The following is a 21,176-nucleotide window of genomic DNA, read 5'->3' as shown; positions in this document are numbered from 1 at the left end:
TCACTCAACCTGATCGATTGCGGCGCCATCCGGTGGCCGGACAGTTCCACCTGTCGGCCATACGCACGGCAGCCCGTCCGGAACAGCCACGAGCAATAGCGCAGACCGAAGAACTTCTCTTGCGTCGAAAGGAGTACCTGTGGGAAGCCGAAATCGAGCTCCAGTTCAGCGGCGACGGCCGACCGCAATCGAATAGTTCAAGAACGACGCCTCTCGCAAGTCCCTACTATCGCTAAATCTCCCCGGCGAAAGCGTTCGACTAGGAGTCGGCAATAATGGCAGCGAATTCGAGCACCCCATCGACCGGTCGGCGACGGACGTTCGCGCGCGTCACGGCGACGGCGGCGGTTGTCGCCGGTGCCTTGATGACCACGGGCACCGTTCAGGCCGCAGGGGCCGCCGGCGACCCCTCGCCCAAGATCGTCGGTGGGGGGCCGGCGGACCAGACCTACCCGTTCATGGTCTCGATTCAGTACTCCCACAACGGAGACCCGGACTCCCATCGTTGCGGTGGCGCTCTGATACGGAAGGATTGGGTGGTCACCGCCGCGCACTGTGTCCAAACGAGCGGCTCGGACTCCAGCACGTCCGTGCCGTTGGATCCCGCCCTCCTGCATGTCCGGATCGGCTCCAACGACCGGACCGCGGGAGGCACCGTCTCGTACACCGACAAGATCGTCGTGGCCCCCGGCCACATCAACTACCCGGATAGGGAACTCGGCGGGGATATCGCGCTCCTCCACCTCACAACCGCGCAGTCCGTGGCGAAGACCATTCCCATGGACGTCGTGCTTCCCAACCCGGGGGTCGGCGTCCGGGAGATCGGCTGGGGTTACACGTCCAACGACGACAGTGATCCCAGCCAGTTGCCCACGCAGCTGCAACAACTCGACACCACGGTGCTTCCGGCGAGCACCCAGAAGTGCCATGTCGACGAGAACGGAAGCGACGCCTGGGGAATCCGGCCGGGCGACGCCTGCGCCGACAACCCCGACGGCGTCCGCGGGCCCTGCGGAGGTGACTCCGGCTCGCCACTCTTGATGCGCGTCAGCGGCCACTGGCGGCTCGAAGGCGTGGACAGTCGCGGCGTGAGCGATGTCTGCGGAGGCGGCCCGGACATCTATACGGGCGTCGGGCCCAACGTCGGCTGGATTAACAGCGTCGTCTCCTAGAGACGGTCACCAGGCCGGGGTCGGCGCGGCAGGCATTTCGACGTCGAGGTCGTTGTGATCAACGACGTGCCCCCGGCCCTCGATCTCGCAATACGGCGTCCGCCTGGCTGTACGAAACACATCAAGCCGGCCGGGCGTGATGTCCTGGTCCTCGTTACGAAGCCGCCCTCGTCTCGGCAGCCGGTGGGTTTGCGGGGTCGAATTGCCGTGCGCGATCGGCTCGTGGCTGGTCGGCACGCTTGCGGCCGGCCGAGAGCATGTCCGACCCTCGCGGTCGTACAGAAGGGTGCCTAATCTCTGGCAGCGGTCGGTTGCCATTTCAGAGCGGCACAGCACTGTACGTCTGTGTGGTCGGCCCGCCCTCATGGCCGCCGCACTCCCGCCCGTCCCGGGCTTTCATGGTCGCAAGCCCGGGGCGGGCCCCGACAGGACCAACACAGGTTGCCGAGCCCAGGTCGGTGCTTTAGCGAGTTGCTGCTGGGGCCCAAAGACGCGGCTGGCCATGACCAACCTCGGTCCGGTCGCCCGCTGCACGAGGATTTCACTTCAGAAATCTCCGGACCTGAGCGCCGTGCTCCTAAAAGACTCTCCGCTTCCGCTGTTAGGGATGGTCCGATATGGCGGTCGCGATATCGACACCTGTGAATTACTTCCGAAACCCAGCGTCGTAAGCGATCAGGGTTCACAAGGCCGTGGCAACCTCAATGCGCGCTATTGCAGGGTACGAGCAAAGGAATATAAGGTACTACTAGTACCCCATGGGGTCGGTTCGCCGTAGCGCAGGGTTCGCTCTGTGCTCCTTGTCGAGATTGGAGGCGACGATGCGCGACAGCGGTTGGGGCTGACGTGAGGGTGACCACGTGAGAAGGTCACCGCCCTTGTGAGGCGGTTGCGCGGACGTCGCGCACGTCCGCGCAACCGCGAACGCCCCAAGGTGCCGGCTTCACGAACACAAACGTCCGAGTAAGCCGCTGATGACCGGCTCGCCGCCATTGGTTTCGAAGATCGACTGGCACGCACCGAAACGGCGGCTGGTCGCACGTTTCGACGGGGCGGCGGGGGAGGGGCTCACCGTGCCGACAGACCGGCCGACGACATTCGCCGCACTGTTCTGTGTGGGCGAATATCGGGCGATGTGGGGCGCTGGCCTGGTCTCCAGCACCGGGGACCAGCTGGCGAGGGTGGCGCTGGCGCTGCTGGTCTTCGATCACAGCGGTTCTCCTTTTCTCACCACCTTGACGTATGCGCTGACGATGCTTCCGGCCCTGGTAGGTGGGCCGCTACTGGGCGGCTTGGCCGACCGTTACCCGCGGCGCGACCTGATAATCACGTGCAATCTGATCCGCGCCGTCCTGGGTGCCGCGATGGCGTTGCCTTCGATACCCTTCGCCGCATTGTGCGTGCTGGTCTTCGGGATGCAGCTCCTGGATCCTCCAGAGCGGTCGGCGCGCGCCGCGCTGCTCAGGGACGTACTACCCGGAGACCTCTATGCGCTCGGAGCGGCGACCACCGGGCTCACCTATCAAGTGACCCTTCTAACAGGGTTCGGAATCGGCGCCGTCATCGTGACCGTGATCGGCCCGCACCTGGCGCTGGCGGTCAATGCGGCGACGTTCGCCTGCTGCGCCGTGATCATGTGGGCCGGTGTACGGAGGCGCCCGGCCGTGGCCGACGGAGCCCCGGCGCGTCTGCGAGCCGGCGTCGCCGAGGGGTTCCGGCTGATCGTCGGCTCGCCGCGGCTGCGTACCATTCTCGCTCTCGCGTTGTTGGCCGGGTTCTTCGTGATCCCCGAAGGACTCGCCGTGCCGTACGCGGCCCAGATCCATATGCCGAGGCGCCTGATCGGCGTGCTGCTCGGTGCCATCCCGGCCGGAAACGTGATCGGCATGTTCCTGATCGGCCGGATGCTGCGTCGTGACGCCCAGGTCAGAAGCCTGGGCCCGCTCGCGGCGTTCGCCGGGCTGCCGCTGACCGCCTGTGCTTTGCAGCCGGGCATGACCGTCTCTGCGGCCCTGTGGACCCTCACCGGTGTCGGAGCCGCCTACCAGGTGATCGCACAGGCGGAGTTCGTCCGCGCCGTGCCCGAACATCAGCGTGGTCAGGCCTTCGGCCTGGCTGCCCCGGCGATCACCGCCATCCAGGGCATCGGGCTCTTGCTCGGCGGCGTTCTCGCGGACCACATCGGCGCCGCGACGACGATCGGGATCACGGGCGCCGCAGGGTTGGTCACCGGAACGCCGCTGGCGATGGCCTGGCGCCGGGTTCGTACGACCACAACGGCCAGCGGTCCGGGGGCGATCGTCGCGGCAGTCGGGCCCGACCGCTGAACCGCAACCTGGGCCAACGGCTGGTCGAGCCGGCACCCGGCACGGTGGGGGTCCGGGCTCGGCGCGCCAGTGAAGGCTGCCGCTGTGGGAGGCCGCGTGCATGCTCGGTCAGTTGTGTACGTGGTGTTGATCGCGACGGCGAGGTCGGGACTGTAGTCGAGCGAGGGTATAGCGTGAAAGTTCGCGTTGGCGCGCTCACGTACGCCGAGCTCGGGGGCGAACCCCGCGTTTCAGACACAAATCACCATGGTTCGACGGAGGCTCAAGCGTGGTGAGCATCCTACGGACCCGGGACGGGCCCTGCGCGTGAGCGATCCGGAGATCACCGGACAAGAAGCTACGGGTACGTGGCGATCAGTCGCGTGCGGCAGATGAACGATGGTCGGGTGACAGGCCCCTTCCCGTGAGCGCTTCTTACCGGCGTTGGCGCACGGGAAGGGGCAGTCAGAACGAGGGGATCCGTTCTCAGATCGAGATCATCAGGCGGCTCTACGGATTGCACGAGCCGCCGATCTTTTCTTCAAAATGTTCTCGCGTAAAACAGTCAGGCTCTTGCGAGACGTGTCTGGGAGGGCATCCCGGATATGTCGCTCGCTGAAGAGGTCTCGCGCACCACCTACTCGGTCAGTACGGCACGGGAGTGTGCCGCGCGAGCGCGGTGACCCCGAGGTTCCCGTTGGTCACGTTGGCCGGCTGGAACGGCGCCCGCAGATATCCGGTGCCGCCAGGAAGGGAGACCCGCAGGTACGACGGCGTGACGTCGCTCGTGCCCTCAGGAGTGCTCCATCCGACGAACGCGCTGGCCCGCTCGCCTGGTGCCAGGTCGATGTCGGTCGTCCCCGGATCCGGGGTGATGTAAGTCGACCCCTCGGTGACATTCGTAGGCAGGGCGCGGTGCTGGGAGTCCTCCATGACCAGCCCCGGGTAGCCGTCGACCCGGCAGGTGTGGTCGGAGGCGTTGGTCAGCGTGAGTACGAGGCCGGTGTTCCCCGCAGCGGCGAAACCCGATTCGTGCAGGTTCACCTGCGTGTGCGACGTCTCACAGGCGGGAACATCGGTGGCGGCCTGCGGCGCAGTGCCCCTTGTGGCGGCGGCGGAGCCGGTCGCGGTGAGCGCCGCGCTCGCGAGCGCCCCGGCCACGACGAGCGCCCGGGTTTTCGGTGACATCATCGTTCTCCTGTCAGTCCACCGTGAAATGCAGCGGGTCGGAGCAGCCGATCGAGGGCGTGATGAGCAGGCTTACGGTGATCGCGCCCTCGTTCGTCACGGCCAGAGAGCAGACGCCACCCTTACCGGTCAGCGGATACCAGAACCAATTGCCAGGAACCCGCTCGTGCCAGACGGGCTGCCACGCGCCTTCGGAGTACCGGTAGGCGTCGACGTCGACCAGCGCGTCGGTGTCGCCGGTCTTGTACGCGCGGAGACTGACCTTGAGGTCCGTGCCCAAGGCGGCCGAGCCGATCTCCTGCCCCTCGGAAGCCGCCGCACGCGGCGTCGTCGAAGGGGCCGCCGAGGAGCTCTCGGCGAACGCGGCGGTGGTCGTGCCGATCACGCCGATGGCGAGCGCGGCGGTGATGCATCGCCTGATGAGGCGCATCCTTCCTCCTGAAGAAAGGGGAGGAGAAGTGAGCGGGTCCACTCCCCGAAGTGGTTGTCACCAACGAAGAAGACCGTCCGGGGGTCGGCCGTTGCGGCAACCAATCAACAGGGAAGGAACCATGAATGTAAGGAAATGAGTGGTCATCGAGGGTGCAGCGGCGCATAGTCCGCGCGGTCCTTCTACCGGATCGGAAGCTGCGGAGCACACTCAATGGTTTCTGGCCCTCGAAACTGGATGGCTGTCCAGCCCAAGCTACGTGCCGTATCGATGTTGGTAGGGCTGTCATCGATGAAGAGGATTTCACCGGGTTCCGCACCCAGCCGTTTCGAAACAACGACGAAGGCTCCCGGGTCAGGCTTACGGCGCCCGAGACGATAGCTGAACAGCAGTTGCCCGAAACCGTTGAACATTTCGGGGTACAGACGGAGCAGCACCTCCTCCTCCAGCGGACCGTTATTGGTGAACAGCGTGAGCGATCGTGATCCCCGGTGACGCACCAGTGTCTCCCGGACGCGGTGATCGGGGCGGAAGGCACTACACCAGGCGATGTCGAGCTGCTCGTTGCTGCCTGTGAAGCCCGTGGCGCCACGGATGCGGTCTCGGACCTGGGCCGCGTTCGTGTATCTGCCCGAGTCGCAGTCCGCGCTGAATCCGGACTTCCACAGCAGCTTGTCCACCTGAGCGAGGGGAAGCGAAAGCACGGCGGCCAGCTGTTGAAGGCGATGGGCATGGTCGAAGGCGAACAGAACGCCGCCGAGATCGACAACTAGGTGATGGTGCCTCATGCGGTGATCTCCTTCGCCGCGGTACGGATTTCGCCTCGGTGAGGTCGGCGTCGGTGGTGTCCGGATGGAGGATGCCGGCGCAGTGTCCCTGTGTCGGAGAGTCGGGGTCCGGTGAGCAGCGCCTGCGTGCTTCTCATATATGGGAGGATATCCCGGATATGGCCGTCCGTCCGCCCGGCCCGCACAGGCGTCCGTAGTCGTACGCTCACTCCAGCGGCGCCGGATAACTCTCTTGGTCCTGAGCGGGGTCCGATTCCGGCTGGAGAGCGCCCGGCGCAGACCTTTGCTGGATCTGATATTGCATCGGCTGTGGCAGGCGGGGGTAAAGGCCGGTGGCCGTCAGTGCGCCGATTCCACGCATGTGCCGCCGCCCGTAAAGCTCCGGCCACAGCAGCGGCCCACCATCCGCCCGCTGACATGATCGGTTGGCCAGGGGGGCGGTATGCGGAGAGAATGCGGACGCCAGGGCCCTTTTTATTCTTAACGGCCCGTCGAGTGCGAGGGTTGTCACCCGATGATGGCCTGCAGGGCGGCCTCATAAGTGGTCGCGAGGGGCTGGCTGGCGCATCGGCTGTCCGCGCCTTGTTGTTTACAAGCGACGCGACGGCAGTCGGCGGCGTCGCTGAGCGCGGCGATAATGGCGGGCAGGTACGTAATCAGCGGTTCAGTGGCGCAGACGAAGTCCCTCGTGGCGGTAATGATCTCCCTCGTGGCCGCCTGAGGGGCATCTGGCCGATGGTCGTTACTCCACGGTGGTTCTTCTCGGGGGAGGGGCGGCGCGTAGGTGAGTGTTTCGATGACGCGCCGGTGTCGCAGGCGGAATTGCTCGATAGCGGGGTGGTACTCGCCGATGAACGGCCCAGGCATCTGCGCGCCGTTCGTCGGCGGGTTTGGATAGGTCATACTTGTTACCTCTCGTTGGTGACCGGTGGTACGTCAGGGCCCGATATAGGGTGCTGCGGCCGGGTGATCTCTTTAGAGGAGTCTTGTCATGTACACGCTGTTGGGGTCGGGTTGGTAGTCCGCGAAGGGTTCGCAGGGGTGGAAACCGAACTTCTCATACAGCTTCCTTGCGGGGAGGAAGAACTCGGCTGAGCCGGTTTCCAGGCTCAGTCGGGTGAAGCCCAGGCGTCGCGTCTCGGTGATGATGTGTTTCAGCAGCAGGGAGGCGATCCCGGTTCGTTTGCGCGCCGGTGCGGTGCGCATCGACTTCAACTCGGCGTGGGTCGCGTCCAGTTTCTTGATCGCGCCGCAGCCCACCACCACCTCGCCGTCCATCACCGACCAGAAGGTGACCTCAGGCTCGCGGAGCCCGTCGAGGTCGAGAGCGTGTTTGCTCTCCAGCGGCGTGATGGACCGCATCTGCTGGACATGCTCATTGAGGAAGCCGGCGATCTGCGGACCGGACAGATCGTCCACAACGATGTTCATCTCGCTCCTTCGCCGACGCCTGCGGTAGCCGGACACCAGCTAGCCCTGCGTCACCTTCCAGCCGTATGGCCTGCGAGGACATCCCACATAGCATGCACGCCCGCATCTGGGATATTGTCCCACATGTGGGAATGATAGAGGATTCGTCACACCGGAACCACAGTCCCGAACGCATGGAGACCCGCTTGGCGACCCGGCTCGCAGAGTTGCGGGTCGAACGTGGCTGGTCACTGGAGGAACTGGCGCGCCGTACGGGCGTGAGCCGCTCGACGTTGTCGCGACTAGAACGGGCAGAGATCAGCCCGACGGCGGTGTTGCTGGGCAAATTGTGTGCGGCGTACGAGCGGACGATGTCCCGGCTGCTGGCCGAAGTGGAGTCGGAGCCGCCACAGCTGGTTCAGGCCGGCCGGCAGTCGGTGTGGAGTGATGAGCATTCGGGCTTCACGCGGCGGTCGGTCTCTCCACCCCACCCGGGATTGCGAGGCGAGGTCGTCGAGGGCGTCTTGCGCCCCGGCGCGGACATTTCCTACGACGATCCGCCTGTGCCGGGCCTGGAGCAGCATATCTGGGTGCTCGAGGGTGTGTTGGAGGTGACCGCGGGCGGCAGCGTGCACGAAATCCGAGCAGGGGACTGTCTGCGTTTCCGGTTGTGGGATCGTTCGCGGTTCCGCTGCCCGGGACCTGACCCGGCCCGTTATGCGTTGGTGATCGTGTTGCCGTGAGGGCTGCCAACCGGATGCCCGGCTCGGCTTTCGCGCCCAGCCATCGTGACAGGATGGTTCTGGCTTCGTGCGCGGCGGCCGGTTTCACCAGCCTGTTGGACAACTCGGCGCTCAACGTGGCCTTGCCGTCCCTTCGCCGGTCGCTGGGCGCTGATGCCCACCAGGTGGAGTGGATCGTGGCCGGCTACTCGTTGACATTCGCGTTGGCTCTGGTGCCGGGCGGGCGAATGGGTGACACTCGAGGCCGCAGACCTTTGTTCCTCACGGGCATGGCCGTCTTCGTCTGCGCAGGCGTTGTGGCCGGGGCCAGCGGTGGCGTCTCGCTTTTGATCGCCTGCAGGCTGTTGCAGGGGACAGGGGCCGGCCTGGTCAATGGCCAGGTTATCGGCATCATCCAGGATAGTTTCATCGGCCTGGCGCGCGTCCGTGCGCTAGGCCTGTATACGACGGCGACCGGCGTCGGGTCCGTGCTGGGGCCCGGACTCGGCGGAATGTTGGTCACGGCCGCACATCCGAATCTGGGTTGGCGATTGGTCCTTGGCCTGTCCGTGCCTTTCGGAACAGGCGCCTTGATTCTGGCGGGGTATCACCTGCACCCGGCCCCAACGCGAGGTCTCCAGGGCAAGGCCGACGTGCTGGGAACACTGCTGTTTGCTGGCCTGACTTTCGCGGTCTTGCTGCCGCTCCTCACACCGATGTCTGGGCTGAGTCTTACCTGGTGTGCCGCCATCGCGGGCGTGTTGATCGTCCTGTTCGGGTCGCAGCAGCGCCATACCAGCCGCGCTGGCGGAGCTCCGCTTCTCGATCCCGACCTGCTGCGTCACATCCCGTATCTGATGGGGGCCGCCGTCGCGGCGACGCAGTTCGGCGCGCAGACCGCGGCATCGCTCGCCCTCGCGATGTTTGTCCAGGACGGGTTGGGGTTGTCCGCCCTGTTCGCCGCCACCGTGATGCTGCCCATGGCACTGGCCATGGCGATCACCTCAGGCTTGGCTGGACGCGCAGCAGGCCGATTCGGTCCCCGCGCGGTCACCACGGGCATCACCTTGTCCGTTTGTGCCCTGTCCGGAGCAGGCATCGCCACCCATTACGCCTCCCCTCGTGTTCTGCCTTTCTCTTTGGCTGCTGTCGAACTCATCTACGGCGCTGCAGCAGGACTGCTCACCGCTCCGCTTCAAGCACAGGTCCTCAGCTATGTCCCGGCCCGAACGGCCGGGGTAGCGGGAGGGATCCTGCAAATGGTCCAACGGTTGGCTGCAGCGGCGTGTGCCGCGGCGGTCGCGGGTTTGTACTTGCATGCTGGTCCGCACACCTTGGCAGGGCACCGCTCTGCCTTTGGGCGCGCCGCCGTAGCCTGTGCATGCCTTACCGGCCTCGGGCTGGCCTTCCAACTGACCTATCAGCCGCATCGGACCCGTAGCCGCGACTGGACGGGTTAGCCGACCAGATCCTTCGCTCTCGTGTTGCGATGGCTTGTACGAGGCTGGTCAGCGCGTCGTTGAGGCGCTGACCAGCCTATGCGAGCTAAATCGTGTCGTTCAGTGGGCTGTGGTGAGCAGGTGAAGGGCGATGGCGCAGATTACGGCGCTGGAGATCACGGCTGTGGTCAGGCGCCCTCGGCCGCCGGTCAACGCGCGGCCGAGGAGTGCTCCACCGCCGGCCAGGAGCAGTTGCCAGCTGGCGGACGCGGTGAACGCGGCGAGGACGAATGCGGCTTGTTGCGGGTGGTTCGGTGCGGTCGTGCTCTGGCTGCCGAGCACGAGGGCAGAGAAGTAGATCACGGTGATGGGGTTCATCATGGTCAGTCCCAGCAGCGCTACGTAGGCTCGGATGGGACTGATCGGTGTCTTGCCGGTTTGGGGCGCGGTCTGGGTTTTGCGGTAGTGGTGGATCGCCCGGACCGCGGACCGGATCGCGAGTGCGATCAGTACCAGGGCCGAGGCCCAGCCGAGGGGTTTGATGATCGGTCGGATCACCGGGTTGACCGCTGAGCCCGCCAGCGCGGCGATCAGTGCGTACAGGCCGTCGGCGGTCGCGACACCGAGAGCGGCGCAGGCGCCGGTTCGCAGGGTGGTGCGAGCTGTGAGGGCCACCAGGTATGTCGCGATGGCTCCCACCGGGATGGCGATTCCATAGCCGGCGACCAGGCCCGCGACCAGGGCGGCGATCATGCTCGTGAGAGCGTCGGCCTCCATGGTCGGCCGGACTGCTGCTGGCCCCGCACCGAGGGGATGGGCGCGGCCGTGGCAGCGACCGCGGTACCGGTCGTGGCGAGCACGAGGGCGAGTCTTGTGTGGTTCACACCAAATCCTTCTCGGTTGATCAACGGGTGCGGCGACCCGGATCGCTGGGTAATGCGCCGGTGGCCACGATGGTCTCCAGACCTCGTGACACACGGACGCAACGCTTCCTCAGGAACCGTCCCCGGTTTCCCGCGAGCCGCCAGTCTTTGTTGACGTAATGTGTTTCCCGGGCATCAACCAGGCTCTCGCGCCGGCCGGGTTCGGGGAAGGCGCCAGAAGTCGCCGACGAGGCCGCACTGTTGAAGCAGAGTCTGGTTGTGATCGCGCGTATGCGCAGCGTAATCCGGTCGCAGGCGATCTCCGTACCAGGGCCCAGAGAGCCGCCAGACCGTAATGGCGTCGACCGTCTGACCCCCTCTCTGACCTTCCCTCCTCGACCACTCCTCGACATGGCTGCGGTCGCAGAACATTCGAATCATGGTGCAAGTGCCGACAACGTCGTCCCACCACTGGTCCGCCGGCTTGGGGAACCACACCGCGAGCGTCGCGGGCGGAGGGGTGGCCGGTCCGATAGCCAGCGCCAGTTGTGCGCCACAGTTTGGACATGCGGTGTCGATTCGGACATCGAGTCCGAGTGCGGCGCTGATGCCGAACGAGTCCCACGCGCAGCCGCCCCACCACCGTCGGTCGTCCCGCCCGTCAGAAGGCGTCACCACGAAAGCCATCGGCCATGCGGAGAACGGATGGGCCATCCGGACAGCGTCTCCGTCAGGAGCCAGGACGAGAGCGTGCTCGTCTGCGAGCGTGCGGAGCATCTCCTGGACGAGTGCCGATGTGAGGCCCCGCTTTCGGGCGAGTTCCGCAACAGATGGCGCGCGTCCCTCAGCGGCCAAGGTCTTGTAGACCAGGTTCCTTAGGGCCCACGCGTTGGGCGAGTTCATGCGGCGTTTCTCCCTATCATGAGCGCGACACCGGCGAGCTCGTGAGCGCGGTGGCCAGGCCCGCGACGTTCCCACCGGACCTGCCAGAGGGCAACCAAATTCTCGATCAATACTTCGCCTTCATATCCCAAGAATCCCCGCGGCACGTTTGGGCTCATAGGATTGACGTGATGTCATAGCGACAGTTTGAATCCGTCGTGGCTGCGTACGAAGCCCAGCGAGTCGTAGAAACGATGGGCTTCGAGGCGCCGCTTGTTGCTGGTGAGCTGCACCAGTGTGCAGCCACGGGCACGGGCCCGTTCGATGGCCCAAGTGAGCAGCTCGCGGCCGAGACCGGCCCCGCGCCGGTCAGCGCGTACCCTCACTCCCTCTATCAGTGCACGCTCTTGGCCGTGACGTCCCAGACCGGGGATATAGGTGAGTTGTAGATAGCCGAGGACCGTACCGTCGCCCTCATCCAAGACCACCATCTCGTTACGTCCGTCGGCGTGCACAGCCTCGAACGCCTGATCGTATGCCTCGTCAACCACCACGGTCCGGGGATCCACAACAGCTTCCTCATTGGACAGCAACGCGATGATTGCGGGCAGGTCCCGCCGTGTCGCAATACGGAAGATTACGCTGGAAGTGTGACCGGCCATCAGGTCTCCATTTTCGCATTATTGCGGTTTATGCTCCGGTTAGCGTGGCAGTGACAAAGGCTCCGAAGGCGACGGGGCCAACCCGCCACTCGGTTGTAAGTGACGGGCGCCAGGTCTTGACCGTCCCGAAAGATTCGTGCCTCGCAAGTTATGTGCCTGGTATCCGCCGGCAGGTGAGCACCGCATGCTTCTGGACGTCGATCTGATGAGAGACGCGGCCAGGGAAGGACGGTGACCGGGATCTCACCCGTTGAGAAACAGGTCGCCCCGGCTGACGGTGACAGCGTGGCCGCCGACATGAACCTGGTCATCTCCCACCCGCAGTGCGAGCCGGCCCCGCCGCGCCGACGCCTGCACCGCTTCCAACCGGGCGCGGCCGAGCCGCGTCGCCCACAACGGGCCGAGAACGGCGTGGGCCGATCCGGTGACGTGATCCTCGTCCAAGCCGTGCGCGGGCACGAATACCCGTGAGGTGAAGTCGGCGTCCGCGCCGCCCGGCGCGGTCACGATCAGGCGGCCGACGGGCAGGCGGAGGATCTGCGGGATGTCCGGCCGCACCGCCTCCACCTGCGCCGCGGTGTCGAGCGTGAGGACATATTCGTGGTCGTTGCTCGCGAATCCGGCGGCTGCGGTGAGGCCGAGCGCGTCGAGCGCGGCTCGGGGGGCCTGGCCCTGCGTCACAGGGACGGCGGGAAAGCCCAGCCAGATGAGCTGGTCGCGGCGGCGCGCGGTCAGCGTTCCGTCCCTGTGGCGGAAGACGATCTCATCCTGGTCCAGCACGTGGGCGGCGGCCAGGGTGGCGTGGCCGCACAGCGGCAGCTCGCGTGACGGCGTGAACCAGCGGATCCCCCAAGCGCCCGCTTCCGGCCATACGAACGCGCTGGTGGGCTGGTGCAACTCGGCCGCGGTTGCCTGCATCCACGTCCTATCCGTGGGAGCACCGAGCATGACGACGGCTGCGGGGTTACCGGTGAAGGGCTGCTCCGCGAACGCATCAACGAGGAACCACGCGGTCACCTCAGACTCCTTCCACGAAGGTCCGCTTGCTGTCGGTGTTGCACATGCGCAGTGGGTCAAGCCGAAGGAGGGCGTATCGAACGGTGCTGCTTGATGCTGTTACGCGCCGTTCGGCTCGTATGCCTTGTCTGATCATCACTGCCGTTCGAGGTCGGTTGAGCCCTTGATTGTTCTCGGGGTACTGTCCGCGGCCATGACCGCTTACCTGATCGCTACCGTCCGTCCGACCGGGAACGCCGAGGAACTCGCCGAGTATCGGCAGCGTGTCGGCCCGACCCTGGAACCGTACGGAGGACGGTATCTGGCCCGAAGCGAGCCGATCGCCGTGCTGGAGGGAGACTGGGGCGGCGCGCAGGTGGTGGTCGTGGAGTTTCCCGACACCGCGTCCGCCCGAGCCTGGAACGATTCGGCGGCCTACCGGGAGATCGCTTCGCTGAGGATGCGTAACACCCTCAGCGTCCGGGTGATCGTGGAAGGTGTGGCTGAGGCGTGAACCGGACGCTCCACCATCGCGCGCTGACCTATGGGCGGTGCCGGCCGCCCCACGGCAGGAGCGGCCGACAGGACCATCGGGGAGAGTGTTCATAGGAGGCTGGTTAGCAAGCGTTCCTGGTACTCGCGAACATCCGCGCGCACCGCGACCTTGAGAGGCGGCCGGTGGCCCTGGTCCGCGCCTCGCCGCCCGTCCCACAAGGTCGTCCCGCGGGTGTGTTCTCCATGCAGCTCGACGCGTACGGGGCGCTCGATGTACTCCGCAAGCGAGGGATCTATGGCCAGCATGGCGGCAAGGGCATCGTGGATCACGACGCCGCGGGCGTCCAGGAGCGGCCGGTAGGCGTTCACGTAGAAAGCTAGAATCCGGGTGGCTAGCTGAGCGGTGGTGGTATCACCGGCGGCCAGCCGGTCCAGCCATGTGCCGTCCATGGCGGTGGGGTGAGTGGCATCAAGGGGCACCAGCGTGAGTGGCCAGGGCGCGTTGAAGACCAGCTCGGCAGCCTCCGGATCGTGCCAGACGTTCGCCTCGGCATGGCTGGTGACGTTGCCCGGATGCTCGAGTGCACCCCCCATCACGATGACTTGGCGGACCAGGCCGGTCAGTGACGGTTCGAGTAGCAACGCGATGGCGAGGTTGGTCAGCGGACCGATCGCCAGGAGCGTCAGCTCACCGGGACGCGATCGTGCTAGCCGGATGATCTGATCCGGAGCCGACATATCCACCGGCGAGCCGTAGGGCTCGGGCAGGTTGGTGTCACCGAGACCATCCGCGCCGTGGAAGCCGTAGGCATACCGTGCCTGTCCGGCCATGGGTGCGGCGGCGCCGATGGCCACAGGAACGGCGGGAAGCCCTGCGAGCTCCAGGATCCGCAGCGTGTTGAACGCCCCAATGTCGGCAGGAACGTTGCCATGGACCGTGCCGACAGCCGCCAGCTCGGCATGCCCTTCTTTCACCAAAGAGGCCAGATACAGCAGAGTCAGCGCGTCATCGATGCCGGTGTCGCAATCGAGCAGAATGGTTGGTTTCACGAGAGCTTATTTAGCTTCATGAGCCACCCCTCGGCAACGCAATATCTCGCCCGGCCGTGCCGTTCGACAAGTCGGCCAGCGGATTGGTCACCCTCTTCGACCTGCCCACTTCCATTGATCGCAGCTCCACCAATCCTCCTCACGGGGAGACATGGAACGCGCCAAGCTGGAGATGGAGCGTGATGTGCTCCACCGATCGGGCCCTCTGCTGGAGGAGCCGGGAAACGGGTGAGCGTGGCAGCCTTCACGCCGGCTGGAAGACCAGATACGGCGTCGACCACGAACCGGTGGTCGTCGGCATCGTCGGCGCAGATTGAACATCGGATGGTAGCGGCGGTAGCGGGGCACGCGGTGCCGAGCCCGGCCTCGCTGACGTCGGGGCCCCGACGGCAGCTGTCGAGAATCAGCTGGTTCCGGTGTGACGAATCCTCTATCATTCCCACATGTGGGACAATATCCCAGATGCGGGCGTGCATGCTATGTGGGATGTCCTCGCAGGCCATACGGCTGGAAGGTGACGCAGGGCTAGCTGGTGTCCGGCTACCGCAGGCGTCGGCGAAGGAGCGAGATGAACATCGTTGTGGACGATCTGTCCGGTCCGCAGATCGCCGGCTTCCTCAATGAGCATGTCCAGCAGATGCGGTCCATCACGCCGCTGGAGAGCAAACACGCTCTCGACCTCGACGGGCTCCGCGCGCCTGAGGTCACCTTCTGGTCGGTGATGGACGGCGAGGTGGTGGTGGGCTGCGGCGCGATCAAGAAACTGGACGCGACCCACGCCGAGTTGAAGTCGATGCGCACCGCACCGGCGCGCAAACGAACCGGGATCGCCTCCCTGCTGCTGAAACACATCATCACCGAGACGCGACGCCTGGGCTTCACCCGGCTGAGCCTGGAGACCGGCTCAGCCGAGTTCTTCCTCCCCGCAAGGAAGCTGTATGAGAAGTTCGGTTTCCACCCCTGCGAACCCTTCGCGGACTACCAACCCGACCCCAACAGCGTGTACATGACAAGACTCCTCTAAAGAGGCACTCGTGGTCACCGTAAGAGTCCGTGAGGTGGGACGGCGCCGGCGCGCTGCGGGCAACACGTGCTGTAGATCGGCGGTCAGTGACTTGCGCAACATTGCGCGGAAGCGCGGCCGGTCACTTCGGCATAGGCGCTCGAACCATCGCGGCATACGGGCCTTGACGCCGGGGCGGTCGCGTACCCACGCCTGGATGGTGCCGGCCTCGCGGTCGGGCGAGACGTCGACGCGTTTACGGATCTGATCCTCGCCGAGCACGGTGGGCGTGGCTGCGGCGCAGGGCGAAGTCGTCAAGTCGTCGTTCTCATCCTTTGAGGGTTTTATGAGTTTTGTTCAGTTGTTGTTGTCGCGGGTTGTGTGGTGGTTGTGGCGGTCGTCATCGGTGCCGACGTCGGTTGTGGCTTTTGTGGCACCTTTGGGGTTTTGTCTTTTGGGGTGTTGGGCGCTGGTGGTTGTGGGTGGAGTGATGGTGTTCGTGGGTGAGGTGGTGTTGTTGGGTGGGCGGCGGTGGCGGGCGGTTCCGGATGCGGGCAAGACGATGGCCGGTCTGGTGTTGGCAGGGTTGGTGGTGACCTCTGGAGGGTTTCCTACCGAGTCGCCTACTGCCCTGCAGATGGGGCTTTTGGCGGTCGGGATGATGGTGGTCGAGGCGGTGATGAGCGGGTCGCTGCGGGCGGTGTTGGTTGCGGATGGGCTGGCGCGGGCGGGGTGCGCTGCCGGTTTCACGTTGCTGGTGGTGACCGCAGTGCGGACCGGGCAGGTGGCCTGGGCGGTGCCGGCGGTGGTTCCCGCGGTGGCCCATCACCTGATCTCTCGTCGTGTTCTGCTGACGCGGGAGCGGGCGCGTTCCACCGCGGAACGCCTCCCGAGGTTGCCCCGTTTGATGGCGGCGGGACGGACGACGGCCGCCGAACTCGCCGCGTTCGTGGGTGACCTGCGCCAGACCATGGGCGCCGATGTGCTGTGGTTGCACACACCTCTTCCCTCAGGCACCGTCTGGGCCAAGGCCTCCGATACGGGCACCGTCCACCATGATCGGTACCCGACCGAACTGGACCCCTTCACCCCTCCCGCCTCTGGCACGCGGCCACAGATGGTCACCAAGAAAACGCTTCCCGCGGGCTGGCGGGCCGGGGTGCATGTGCCGCTTCAGGCCCCGGACGGGCAAGACGCCGGGTATCTGCTGATGGGCTGGAAACGACTCAACGGCCCTTACCTAGCGTCCTGGATGATCACCGGAGTCCTGGCCATCGTCATCACCAGCACGGCCCGCGCACTGGGCGCGTTCTGGATGAACCTTTGGACCACCCACGAACTACAAGACGAACGCGCACGCCTCAGCGCCGCCATCGACCACTCCGACGTGGCGATCCTCGCCCTGGACACATCCGGCCACATCGTGGTCTGGAACACCGCGATGGCCAACATGACCGGCATATCGCCCGGCGAGGCCATCGGATGCCGCACCACCGAATTGTTCACACTGAAGAGTGAGGACGGCACCGTGATCGACCTCACCGACAACCCCTCCGGCACACCCACGCTGACCATCCGCGACGGACGCACCCTGTGGGTGGAGATCTCCTGCTCCAGCTCAGCCGACCCCACCACCGCCGGATTGCTCACCGCCGTCTTCGTCGACAAATCAGCCGAACGCCAACTCGACTACATGCGCCACCTGCTCCTGGTCTCGGTCCACCACGAACTCCACGGCCCCCTCACCACCATCCGCGGCCACGCCCAACTCCTCAACATGACCACCACCGACCAAGACGGTACCGATTCCTGCGAAGCCATCCTTGACGCCGTCGAAATGATGCAACACGTCATCACCGACCTCGTCCACGTCATCGAAGGCAACCCGACCGCCCGACCCACAGCCACCGACAAAACCATCGCCACCCCAAACCTGCTCCGCAAAACCGTGCAAAGCCTCCCGGCGATCGCATCGCGCACCCGAATTCACACACCCACCCATTTCGACCTACGCGGCGACCCCGTCCGGCTACGCCAATGCCTTCTCATCATCCTCACCAACGCAGAAAAATACGCAGCCACTGGCCCCATCACCATCACAACACGCAAAAACGGCGACTGCGGCATCATCGAAATCACCGACCAAGGACCCGGCATTCCCGACACCGAAAAACACCTCGTACTCAAGCCCTACTATCGATCCCCCACCACCAAAAACAAACCGGGATCAGGACTCGGACTCCACATCGCCAACGTCCTCATCACCTCAATGCACGGCCACATCAACCTCACAACCCCACCAACAGGTGGCCTCCGAATCTCCCTATCACTGCCACTAGCCACGGCGAGAACACCACACCAACACTAAACAGGCACGCGGGGCCAACTCGGTTTCCTCCGCCGGCGTATCAAGGCCGCGGCCTTCCCGCGGGAGAAGTCGCTGCGCGCGTTCGACTTCGACGCCAACTCCAACATCGACCCGGCCACCATCCACACCTGGCCACCTGCGAATGGGTCAATAAGGGCCAGCCGCTCTGCCTGATCGGCGACTCCGGCACCGGCAATCCCACCCGCTGATCGCACTCGGCACCGAGGCCGCGATGAAGGGCTACCGGGTCAAATGCACCCTCGCCACCGAGCTGGTGAACGAACTGGTCGAAGCCGCCGATGACATGGTGCTCAACAAGACCATCCGCGCTACGGCCGCGTTGACCTGCTCTGCATCGACGAACTCGGCTACATGGAACTCGACCGGCGCGGCGCACCGATTCTTACCGCCTCGCCCAGACCCGTGCCCGGACCGAACAGAACGTCGGCTGACCACCCTCAGGTCGTGAGATCCCAGACGCGGACCACGCCGTCCCTGCCGGCGGTCAGCGCGACCGGGCGGCCCTGGACCTTTGTCGTGGTCACCGTGGTGATTGTTCCCTCATGACCATGCAATGGCGCGCCGAGCTGGATACCGCGGGTAAGGTCCCAGATTCGTGCGACCCCGTCGTCGCTGCCGGTCAGCGCGATCGTTCGCCCCTCGAACAGGGTGGCGTCCATGGCCAAGATCTCTGTCTCGTGCGCACCGATCGGGTCCCCGATCGGCCTGGCGTCGGCCAGGTTCCAACGCCAAAGGACACCGGCGTCGTTCGCCGCCGCCACCATGGTCTCCGACAGCACGACAGCGCGGAACAGGCCAGCACCGACAATCGAGTGCAGCCGCTCCGCGCTCTCCAGGTCCGTCACCAGCACCTCGTCGCCGCACGTTGACGCCACGAGCGCGCGCCCGCCGATCCATTCGACAGCGATGTCTCCCATGTCGTCCGAGTGCCCGGGAAGCTCGCGGCATCGCTCATCGATCCACTCCGGGGACGACGGATCCCACTCGAAATGATCGGGCCTGGAACTGCCCGCGATGAGGGCTAGGCGCCCATCCAGTACGGCCGTGTCCAGGGCATGGACACCGCCGTGGCTCAGAATGACACCGCTGAGCAGCTCACCGCTCATCACGTCCCACAGTGCCGGACCCTGGTGGTGACCGCCCGTTGCCAATACCACCCGCCCACCGACGACTTCCGCGCCCACGAACATAAAGTCGGGGTAGAGGTGAGGGGCGATCTCGTCGCCGTCTTCACCCTCCTCATCCTCCTCGCCCTCGTATTCCCTGAGTGCCTCCAGCGGGCGTTCGGCCCACTCGTCACCGAGTACATCCCAGGTCCACACGCGATTCTGGCGGTCGGCGCACACCACCAGTGGACGCCCGTCCAGGTCGACCACCGCAAGATCTTCCACCGGCGACTCAGACGGCAGCGCACCGCTTCGGAACATCCGTTCGACAGGCATACACAAGATCGTAAAGAGAGCTCGGCCTCAATTCCGGAAGATCAACAATTCGTGAGCGGATGCGCCATCGAGAGGACCTGGGGCCGTCACCCCAGGGACTCCACCCGTCCACCAGCGCAGGGCCCGCTCAGAAGTCGTCCAGCCGCATCGCGCCCTCTAGACGGACGTCAATCCCGTCTTCGCGATGCTCACTGGTGCTGAATCTCATCGGCATCTCCGCCTCGTTGATCACCGACTGGTACCCGAAGCCGCCGACATCCGCTGCCGGTTCTCAATGACAGAGCCAGCGGGCAACGGCCAGCGGGTTGATGGCATAGACCTTGCGGCCGGTGGCGCGCAGGCAGGCGACCAGAAGGCCACGGCCGGTCTCGATCGCGACGGGAATCTGATCCTCGTGGGTGTCGCCGTGCTCGGCGAACAGCTCGAGCAGTGCTTTGTAGCCGGCGGCGTCATCGGGGACGCGCTTGCGTGCGACCCTTGCGCGCTGAATAGGAATGTTCAGGCCCGCGAGGCCGTGTCCTCGGGACGCAGGTGCCTCATCAGCTCACCGAACCTGGTCCAAGCGCCCGCGGCGGGTTCGTCGCCGAACCCGTACCACACGGCCGGTTCGCGTTCCCGCCCGATCGGTCTGCCTTCGGCAGGGGCGGCCAGGGCGTGGTCCAGGCCGATTTCCCGCACACCATCGGTGCCGACCGCGAGGCCGACGGGTACCGGCGCCCCGCACCAGCGTGCGGGATACGTCAGATCCGTACGCCCGCGGCTCCGCTGGATGGTCATCGACAGCAGCACGCCCGCGTCCGCGAAGCCGGCTGCGAGCCTTTCGAGCACGCCAAGCGGCGGTTCCTCGGCCGGCCCATAGCTCACCAGGAACGAGATCGCCTCCTTGACGCCCGAGGTCACCCGGGAGACCAGCGTGCTCCCGACGAAGCGGCGTGTGCCGGAGCCGGTGAACATCAACCAGGTCGAGCGGGGAGACCGGCGGTGGCACAGCTCGGTCACCGCGGCGCGGTCCCATGGGTTCACGGCCGGTTCGGCGACGCCCCAGCCGGCGGGCTCGCCGCCGCAGAGGGTCCCGGCCAGGCTCTCGATGGCACCGCCGAGGACCAGGTCGAGAGTTGCCTCGTGCCGGACCTTCACGTCGAGCATCAGATGGGTTCCCAGGTTCGGTACCGGCCGCGTGAAGGTCCGCGACGGACCTGCCTTGGCCTGCTCGGTCAGGATCACGAACGCCGAGCCGTCCCAGGTCAGCGGGATGCCAGAGAGGCCGTCGAAGAAGCCGTCGTCGCCCGGCTCGCGTACCACCCACCGGTAGCCTGGACCGGAGAGCGCCGCCCGCATCGCCGGGGTGATCCGTGCGGCGGCCGAGGTGAGGATCTGCAGGCTCTGCTGGGCCTGGGCACACGCCGACACCGCATCCACCAGCCAGGCCGTGAGCGGAACCAGCGAGCGTTTCTGGACGATCACGGCGGCCTGGTCGGTGACGATGTCGACCGCGGGATGGATGAAGCTCCCGGGAGCCTCCTCCGTCCACCCGTTCCCGTGCTCGGCGTTCTCGGGGCCACCCGCCGCGCTCGTCATGCCATCGCTCCGGTCCATACCGTGCCTCCGAGCCGACGGACCAGTTCCTCGGCGAATTTCCGTGCGAGCGCTGCGGAACGCTCGTCCGCGATGGTCGCGCGTGCCTCCACCCACCAGATCGGCGTGGGGACCTTCGCCGCGACCTCGGCCCCGAGCAGCCGCTCCACCTCTCCCTCCACCCGGACGAACTGGGGCGCCTCGATGCTCACCAGCGCCTGCCCCTCCTCATCGCAGAGCTGGATGATGGCGCCCCCGGCAGTGCCCCGCACCCGGAGCGTCTCGTCGGTGTCGGCCATGCTGTCGACCAGGCTTCGTACCTGCGGTGCGGTCCGTACCAGGGCGACGACGTCGTGAGTCACAG

General features: G+C 65.8%; 21 protein-coding genes and 1 pseudogene. 8 read left to right on the top strand and 14 right to left on the bottom strand.

Annotated elements, in window-relative coordinates:
* Positions 1-365: 365 nt before the first annotated feature.
* Together OG417_RS50925 and OG417_RS50920 are read left to right on the top strand one after the other, a co-directional pair.
* Complete coding sequence (locus OG417_RS50925; RefSeq protein ID WP_329246053.1) at positions 366-1,172, top strand: S1 family peptidase; 807 nt, start codon at positions 366-368, stop codon at positions 1,170-1,172.
* 974 nt (positions 1,173-2,146) lie between these two features.
* On the top strand, positions 2,147-3,499 hold the full coding sequence (locus tag OG417_RS50920; protein ID WP_329246050.1) for an MFS transporter: 1,353 nt from the start codon (positions 2,147-2,149) through the stop codon (positions 3,497-3,499).
* A gap of 624 nt (positions 3,500-4,123) precedes the next feature.
* Here OG417_RS50920 and OG417_RS50915 read toward each other — a convergent pair.
* The 5 genes from OG417_RS50915 to OG417_RS50895 all read right to left on the bottom strand — a co-directional run bounded on the left by OG417_RS50915 (position 4,124) and on the right by OG417_RS50895 (position 7,315).
* The gene (locus tag OG417_RS50915) at positions 4,124-4,666 is read right to left on the bottom strand and encodes a DUF4232 domain-containing protein (protein ID WP_329246048.1); all 543 of its coding nucleotides are present in this window, start codon (positions 4,664-4,666) and stop codon (positions 4,124-4,126) included.
* A gap of 13 nt (positions 4,667-4,679) precedes the next feature.
* Entirely contained in the window at positions 4,680-5,096 is a 417-nt protein-coding gene (locus tag OG417_RS50910) for a hypothetical protein (protein ID WP_329246047.1), read from the bottom strand.
* 182 nt (positions 5,097-5,278) lie between these two features.
* Complete coding sequence (locus OG417_RS50905; RefSeq protein WP_329246043.1) at positions 5,279-5,884, bottom strand: HAD family hydrolase; 606 nt, start codon at positions 5,882-5,884, stop codon at positions 5,279-5,281.
* A 507-nt stretch (positions 5,885-6,391) separates the two neighbouring features.
* Complete coding sequence (locus OG417_RS50900; RefSeq protein ID WP_329246040.1) at positions 6,392-6,787, bottom strand: hypothetical protein; 396 nt, start codon at positions 6,785-6,787, stop codon at positions 6,392-6,394.
* A gap of 72 nt (positions 6,788-6,859) precedes the next feature.
* Positions 6,860-7,315 carry a GNAT family N-acetyltransferase gene (locus tag OG417_RS50895; protein WP_329246038.1) on the bottom strand — a complete coding sequence of 152 codons (456 nt, stop codon included), beginning with the start codon at positions 7,313-7,315 and terminating at the stop codon, positions 6,860-6,862.
* 185 nt (positions 7,316-7,500) lie between these two features.
* On the opposite strand from OG417_RS50895, the gene OG417_RS50890 reads away from it, so the two are divergent.
* Positions 7,501-8,037 (top strand): helix-turn-helix domain-containing protein, encoded by a 537-nt coding sequence (locus tag OG417_RS50890; RefSeq protein ID WP_329246035.1) that lies wholly within the window; start codon positions 7,501-7,503, stop codon positions 8,035-8,037.
* Positions 8,038-8,090: 53 nt separating this feature from the next.
* Positions 8,091-9,476 carry an MFS transporter gene (locus OG417_RS50885; protein ID WP_329246033.1) on the top strand — a complete coding sequence of 462 codons (1,386 nt, stop codon included), beginning with the start codon at positions 8,091-8,093 and terminating at the stop codon, positions 9,474-9,476.
* Positions 9,477-9,575: 99 nt separating this feature from the next.
* On the opposite strand, the gene OG417_RS50880 is transcribed toward OG417_RS50885, so the two are convergent.
* The 4 genes from OG417_RS50880 to OG417_RS50865 all read right to left on the bottom strand — a co-directional run bounded on the left by OG417_RS50880 (position 9,576) and on the right by OG417_RS50865 (position 12,879).
* Positions 9,576-10,208 carry a LysE family transporter gene (locus OG417_RS50880; RefSeq protein ID WP_329246030.1) on the bottom strand — a complete coding sequence of 211 codons (633 nt, stop codon included), beginning with the start codon at positions 10,206-10,208 and terminating at the stop codon, positions 9,576-9,578.
* Between the two features lie 305 nt (positions 10,209-10,513).
* Positions 10,514-11,032: an alkylmercury lyase family protein gene (locus OG417_RS50875; RefSeq protein WP_329246027.1), complete on the bottom strand. Its 519-nt coding sequence runs from the start codon at positions 11,030-11,032 to the stop codon at positions 10,514-10,516.
* Positions 11,033-11,394: 362 nt separating this feature from the next.
* Positions 11,395-11,862, bottom strand: coding sequence for a GNAT family N-acetyltransferase (locus OG417_RS50870; protein ID WP_329246025.1), 468 nt, complete (start codon positions 11,860-11,862; stop codon positions 11,395-11,397).
* Positions 11,863-12,105: 243 nt separating this feature from the next.
* Positions 12,106-12,879 carry a PhzF family phenazine biosynthesis protein gene (locus tag OG417_RS50865; protein WP_329246024.1) on the bottom strand — a complete coding sequence of 258 codons (774 nt, stop codon included), beginning with the start codon at positions 12,877-12,879 and terminating at the stop codon, positions 12,106-12,108.
* Positions 12,880-13,072: 193 nt separating this feature from the next.
* On the opposite strand from OG417_RS50865, the gene OG417_RS50860 reads away from it, so the two are divergent.
* Entirely contained in the window at positions 13,073-13,372 is a 300-nt protein-coding gene (locus OG417_RS50860) for a DUF1330 domain-containing protein (RefSeq protein ID WP_329246021.1), read from the top strand.
* Between the two features lie 89 nt (positions 13,373-13,461).
* Here the strand turns inward: OG417_RS50860 and OG417_RS50855 are convergent, their stop codons facing one another.
* Positions 13,462-14,403, bottom strand: coding sequence for a nucleoside hydrolase (locus OG417_RS50855; protein WP_329246018.1), 942 nt, complete (start codon positions 14,401-14,403; stop codon positions 13,462-13,464).
* A gap of 568 nt (positions 14,404-14,971) precedes the next feature.
* Between OG417_RS50855 and OG417_RS50850 the strand changes: the two genes are divergently transcribed.
* The 3 genes from OG417_RS50850 (at position 14,972) to OG417_RS50840 (ending at position 18,243) form a co-directional block, all read left to right on the top strand.
* Entirely contained in the window at positions 14,972-15,427 is a 456-nt protein-coding gene (locus OG417_RS50850) for a GNAT family N-acetyltransferase (RefSeq protein WP_329246015.1), read from the top strand.
* Positions 15,428-15,695: 268 nt separating this feature from the next.
* Positions 15,696-17,774, top strand: a complete 2,079-nt coding sequence (locus OG417_RS50845; protein WP_329246012.1) for an ATP-binding protein — start codon at positions 15,696-15,698, stop codon at positions 17,772-17,774.
* A gap of 232 nt (positions 17,775-18,006) precedes the next feature.
* Positions 18,007-18,243 (top strand): hypothetical protein, encoded by a 237-nt coding sequence (locus OG417_RS50840; RefSeq protein WP_329246009.1) that lies wholly within the window; start codon positions 18,007-18,009, stop codon positions 18,241-18,243.
* On the opposite strand, the gene OG417_RS50835 is transcribed toward OG417_RS50840, so the two are convergent.
* From OG417_RS50835 to OG417_RS50820, 4 genes and pseudogenes are all read right to left on the bottom strand, one after another.
* Positions 18,233-19,237, bottom strand: a complete 1,005-nt coding sequence (locus tag OG417_RS50835; RefSeq protein WP_329246005.1) for a WD40 repeat domain-containing protein — start codon at positions 19,235-19,237, stop codon at positions 18,233-18,235. The genes OG417_RS50840 and OG417_RS50835 overlap by 11 nt on opposite strands.
* A gap of 283 nt (positions 19,238-19,520) precedes the next feature.
* Positions 19,521-19,700, bottom strand: a pseudogene (locus OG417_RS50830) (IS110 family transposase); the annotation flags it as partial.
* Between the two features lie 35 nt (positions 19,701-19,735).
* Positions 19,736-20,815: a DUF6177 family protein gene (locus tag OG417_RS50825; RefSeq protein WP_329246002.1), complete on the bottom strand. Its 1,080-nt coding sequence runs from the start codon at positions 20,813-20,815 to the stop codon at positions 19,736-19,738.
* On the bottom strand, positions 20,812-21,174 hold the full coding sequence (locus OG417_RS50820) for a hypothetical protein (RefSeq protein WP_329245999.1): 363 nt from the start codon (positions 21,172-21,174) through the stop codon (positions 20,812-20,814). The genes OG417_RS50825 and OG417_RS50820 overlap by 4 nt, the downstream gene beginning before the upstream one ends.
* Between the last annotated feature and the right edge of the window lie 2 nt (positions 21,175-21,176).

The organism is Actinoallomurus sp. NBC_01490 (assembly GCF_036227085.1).
Taxonomy (GTDB): Bacteria; Actinomycetota; Actinomycetes; order Streptosporangiales; family Streptosporangiaceae; genus Actinoallomurus; species Actinoallomurus oryzae.
This window is presented reverse-complemented; position numbering and strand designations above follow the sequence as displayed.